The 4,634-nt window shown below is 68.4% G+C and carries 4 protein-coding genes; all 4 read left to right on the forward strand.

Features of this window, described 5'->3' with window-relative positions:
- The first annotated feature begins 58 nt into the window (after nucleotides 1-58).
- From MLGJGCBP_RS16010 to dmpG, 4 genes are read left to right on the forward strand one after another with little or no spacing between them, the layout of a single operon-like run.
- Nucleotides 59-1,771, forward strand: coding sequence for an FAD-binding protein (locus MLGJGCBP_RS16010; protein WP_160096805.1), 1,713 nt, complete (start codon nucleotides 59-61; stop codon nucleotides 1,769-1,771).
- Nucleotides 1,771-2,556, forward strand: a complete 786-nt coding sequence (locus tag MLGJGCBP_RS16015; protein WP_160096807.1) for a 2-keto-4-pentenoate hydratase — start codon at nucleotides 1,771-1,773, stop codon at nucleotides 2,554-2,556. Before MLGJGCBP_RS16010 ends, MLGJGCBP_RS16015 begins: the two co-directional genes overlap by 1 nt.
- Before the next feature lie 7 nt (nucleotides 2,557-2,563).
- Complete coding sequence (locus tag MLGJGCBP_RS16020; RefSeq protein WP_201453087.1) at nucleotides 2,564-3,469, forward strand: acetaldehyde dehydrogenase (acetylating); 906 nt, start codon at nucleotides 2,564-2,566, stop codon at nucleotides 3,467-3,469.
- A 36-nt stretch (nucleotides 3,470-3,505) separates the two neighbouring features.
- On the forward strand, nucleotides 3,506-4,564 hold the full coding sequence (dmpG, locus tag MLGJGCBP_RS16025) for a 4-hydroxy-2-oxovalerate aldolase (RefSeq protein WP_160096811.1): 1,059 nt from the start codon (nucleotides 3,506-3,508) through the stop codon (nucleotides 4,562-4,564).
- The last annotated feature ends 70 nt before the right edge of the window (nucleotides 4,565-4,634 follow it).

A 4,634-nucleotide genomic window follows, 5' to 3' on the forward strand; every position in this document is an offset into this window, starting at 1 on the left:
AGACGGCGTTCGAGAGTGCCGTCCTCGCCTTCCTCCTCCGCAAGGACGGCAGCGGACGATGAGCGGCACCGCAGAAAACTTCGACACCACAGTCGATTTCCTCGTCGTCGGCAGCGGAGGCGGCGGCATGGCCGCGGCGATCACCGCGGCCCACCGCGGGATCGACACCCTCGTCATCGACAAGGGCGCGACATTCGGCGGATCCACCGCCATCTCCGGCGGCGGCATCTGGATTCCCAACGCCCCGACGCTGCGCGCGAAGGGCGTCGTCGACTCCCGCGAGTCGATCCGCCGCTACCTCGACATCATCACCGAGGGCACCGTCGCCGCCGACCGCCTCGACGCGTTCGTCGACAAGGGTCCCGAGCTGATGGAACTCCTCGACCGCAGCCCGCACATGAAGCTGTACTGGGTGAAGGGTTACTCCGACTACCACCCGGAATACGAGGGCGGGCGGCCGCTCGGGCGCACCATCGAATGCATGCCCTTCGACACCCGGGCGCTGAAGGAGGACGAGCAGTTCCAGCGTCCCAACAGCATGAAGGGTCCGCTGGGCCTGTGGGTCACCTCCAAGGACTACCACGACCTCGCCATGGTCAAGCGCACCTGGAAGGGCCGCAAGGCGTCGCTGGTGGCGGCATGGCGGGTGGCGTCCAACGTGATCCGTCGACGCCACATGGCGACCGGCGGACGCGCACTCGTGGCGCGGATGCGGATGGTCCTCAAGGACGCCGGGGTGCCGCTGTGGCTGAAGACGTCGATGACGGAGCTGATCGTCGACGGCACCGGAGCGGTCGTGGGTGTCCTCGCCGAGCGCGACGGGCAGACGGTCCGGATCGGCGCCCGCCGCGGCGTGCTGCTCGCGACCGGCGGGTTCGACCACAACCAGGACATGCGGGCCCAGTACCTGCCCAGGCACGGCGTTCCGGACGTCAGCGCCGGCGCGCGGGAGAACACCGGCGACGGCATCGTCGCCGGCCAGAAGCTGGGCGCGGCGGTCGACCTCATGGACGACGCCTGGTGGATGCCGTCGGTGCTGCACCCGATGGGCGCCGTGATCCCCCTCGTGTCGGAGCGGTGCATTCCGCCGTCGGTGATCGTGAACGGCCACGGTGAACGCTTCACCAACGAGTCGTCGCCGTACGTGAACTTCGTCCACGACCAACTCGACGGCGGGCACGTCCCGGCGTGGTTCGTGATGGACACCAAGGCGAAGTCGCGGTACCCGTTCGCGCAGGTCCTGCCGGGTGTGCCGTTCCCGCAGGGGTTCTACGACTCCGGGGTCGTGCACAAGGCCGACACGCTACGGGACCTCGCGGAGAAGATCGGCGTCAAGGCCGATTCCCTCGTCGCCACCGTCGACCGCTTCAACGGTTTCGCCCGCACCGGCACGGACGAGGACTTCGGCCGCGGCGACAGCGCGTACGACCGGTACTACGGCGACCCGACGATGACGAACCCGTGCCTCGACGAGATCACGCAGGGCCCGTTCTACGCGATCCGCTGCGAGGCCGGCGACCTGGGGACCAAGGGCGGACTCGTCACCGACGCCGACGCCCGGGTGCTCCGCGAGGACGGTTCGGTCATCGACGGCCTGTACGCCACCGGCAACACGTCGGCGTCGGTGATGGGCAACGAATACGCCGGCGCCGGCGCGACCATCGGTCCCGCCATGGTGTTCGGCTACATCGCCGCGCAGCACGCCGCCCACGTGAGTGGCAAAGAGTCCCGGAACACACGACAGCACTCACGTGCGGGAGAGGTGGCGTGATGCTGAGCGATGCGCAACGGCTGTCCGCCGCCCACCTCCTGCGAAACGCCGAACGCGACCGTGCGCCCATCGACCCGCTCACCACCGTGTTTCCGGGCATCGACGTCGTCGACGCGTACGAGATCGCACTGCTGAACATCCGGGCGCGGCTGGCGGCGGGGGAGACGGTGTACGGCCACAAGGTCGGGCTGTCGTCCGAGGTAATGCAGAAGATGATGGGCGTCGACGAGCCCGACTACGGACACCTGCTGTCGAGCATGGTGTATCCCGAGGGGACGCCGATCGACACCGCGCAGTTCTGCTACCCGCGCATCGAGGTGGAGATCGGCTACGTCCTCGGCGAGACACTGCCGGGGGAGGGGTGCACCGAGGCGGACGTGCTCGCGGCCACCGAATACATCGTTCCCAGTATCGAATTGATCGACTCCCGCATCACGGACTGGAAGATCGGGCTCGCCGACACGATCGCCGACAACGCGTCCTCGGCCGGCGTGATCCTCGGCGCCGGACGCGTGGAACCGGCGCAGGTCGACATCGGCGCAATCTCCGCGGTGCTCTTCCAGGGCGAGACGGAGAGCGCGCGGGGCGAGGCGTCGGCGGTGCTCGGCAATCCCACGAAGGCCGTGGCCTGGCTGGCGCGGAAGGTCGCGAGCTTCGGGGTGCGACTCGAGGCCGGGCACGTGATCCTGCCCGGTTCGTGCACCCGCGCGATCGACGCCCGGCCCGGCGACGTGTTCCGCGCCGACTTCAGTGACATCGGTTCCGTATCAGTAGAATTCAAGTAAGGCGACAATTGTGACCAAGGCTCTCGCCGCGATCGTCGGATCCGGCAACATCGGCACCGACCTGATGTACAAACTTCTCCGCTCGGAGATCATCGAGCCCCGCTGGATGATCGGCGTCGACCCCGACAGCGAGGGCCTGAAGCGCGCCGCCGACCGGGGTGTGATCGCCAGCGCCGAGGGCGTCGACTGGCTGCTCGCCCAGGACGAGCGCCCCGACATCGTCTTCGAGGCCACGTCCGCCTACGTGCACCGGGCGAACGCCCCCCGTTACGCGGAACTCGGCATCCAGGCCGTCGACCTCACCCCCGCCGCGCTCGGACCGGCGGTCGTGCCCGCCGTCAACATGGGCGAGCACCGCACCGCACCGAACGTCAACCTCATCACGTGCGGCGGCCAGGCGACCATCCCCATGGTCCACGCCGTCTCCCGGATCGCCGAGGTCGCGTACGCCGAGATCGTCGCCAGCGTGGCCTCGCCGTCTGCGGGACCTGGTACCCGCGCGAACATCGACGAGTTCACGATCACCACGAGCCGGGGCATCGAGACGATCGGCGGGGCGAAGAAGGGCAAGGCGATCATCATCCTGAACCCGGCCGAACCGCCGATGTTCATGAAGGACACCGTGTTCTGCTCCATCCCGGCCGACGCCGACCGCGGCGCGATCACCGCGTCCATCCACGACGTCGCGGCGTCCGTGCAGGCGTACGTCCCCGGATACCGCCTGCGCGCCGAACCGCAATTCGACGACCCGACGCCGATCAGCGGTGGACTCGCCCGCGTCGGCATCTTCCTCGAGGTCGAGGGCGCCGGCGACTTCCTGCCGCCCTACTCCGGCAACCTCGACATCATGACCGCCGCCGCCACCAAGGTCGGCGAGAGCTTCGCGACGCAGATCCTCGGCGCCGGCGTCTGAGCGCGTCCGCCCATTCACTCTTTTGAAGGAATACCGATGCCTTACAGTGCCGAACTCGACATCCGGGTGACGGACTCGTCCCTGCGCGACGGCTCCCACGCCAAGCGCCACCAGTTCACCGTCGACCACGTCCGCTCCATCGTCGGGGCGCTCGACGCCGCCGGGGTTCCGGTCATCGAGGTCACCCACGGCGACGGACTCGGCGGTTCCTCGTTCAACTACGGATTCAGCCACACCCCGGAACAGGAACTGATCAAGGCCGCGGTGGAGACGGCGGAACGGGCGAAGATCGCGTTCCTCATGCTCCCCGGACTGGGGGTGCAATCCGACATCCGCGAGGCCGCGGACAACGGCGCGAGCATCTGCCGCATCGCCACGCACTGCACCGAAGCCGACATCTCCGTGCAGCACTTCGGCCTCGCCCGCGAACTCGGGCTCGAGACCGTCGGCTTCCTGATGATGTCGCACAGCCAGTCGCCGGAAGTGCTCGCGAAGCAGGCCCGGATCATGGCCGACGCCGGCTGCCAGTGCGTGTACGTCGTCGACTCGGCGGGCGCGCTGATCATGAACGCTGTCAGCGACCGCGTCTCCGCCCTGGTCGCCGAACTCGGCGACGACGCACAGGTCGGATTCCACGGCCACGAAAACCTCGGCCTCGGAGTCGCCAACTCGGTGCTCGCCGTCGAGGCGGGCGCCCTGCAGATCGACGGCTCCACCCGGCGCTTCGGCGCCGGCGCGGGCAACACCCCGGTCGAGGCGTTCGCCGCCGTCACCGAGAAACTCGGAATCCGCACAGGCATCGACACTCTGAAGATCATCGACGCCGCCGAGGACGTCGTCCGGCCCGTCATGGACGGCGACTGCCTCCTCGACCGGCTGTCGCTGACCATGGGCTACGCCGGCGTGTACTCCAGCTTCCTCAAGCACGCCGACTCCCACGCCCGCCGGTACGGCGTGTCCGGTGCCGAAATCCTCATCGAGGCCGGCAGACGCAAGCTGGTCGGCGGTCAGGAGGACCAGCTGATCGAAATCGCCCTCGGTCTCGCGGACCGGCAGTCCGCGGAACCTGCAGTCGCCGAGAAGAAGTCCGCCTAGTAGGACTTTGTTAGGTGGGGAAGGTGTGGTGGCATAGTGGGCAAGTACCGATCCAACGGGCAAGTGCGCG

The organism is Rhodococcus sp. T7 (assembly GCF_009872365.1).
Lineage (GTDB): Bacteria > Actinomycetota > Actinomycetes > Mycobacteriales > Mycobacteriaceae > Rhodococcus_F.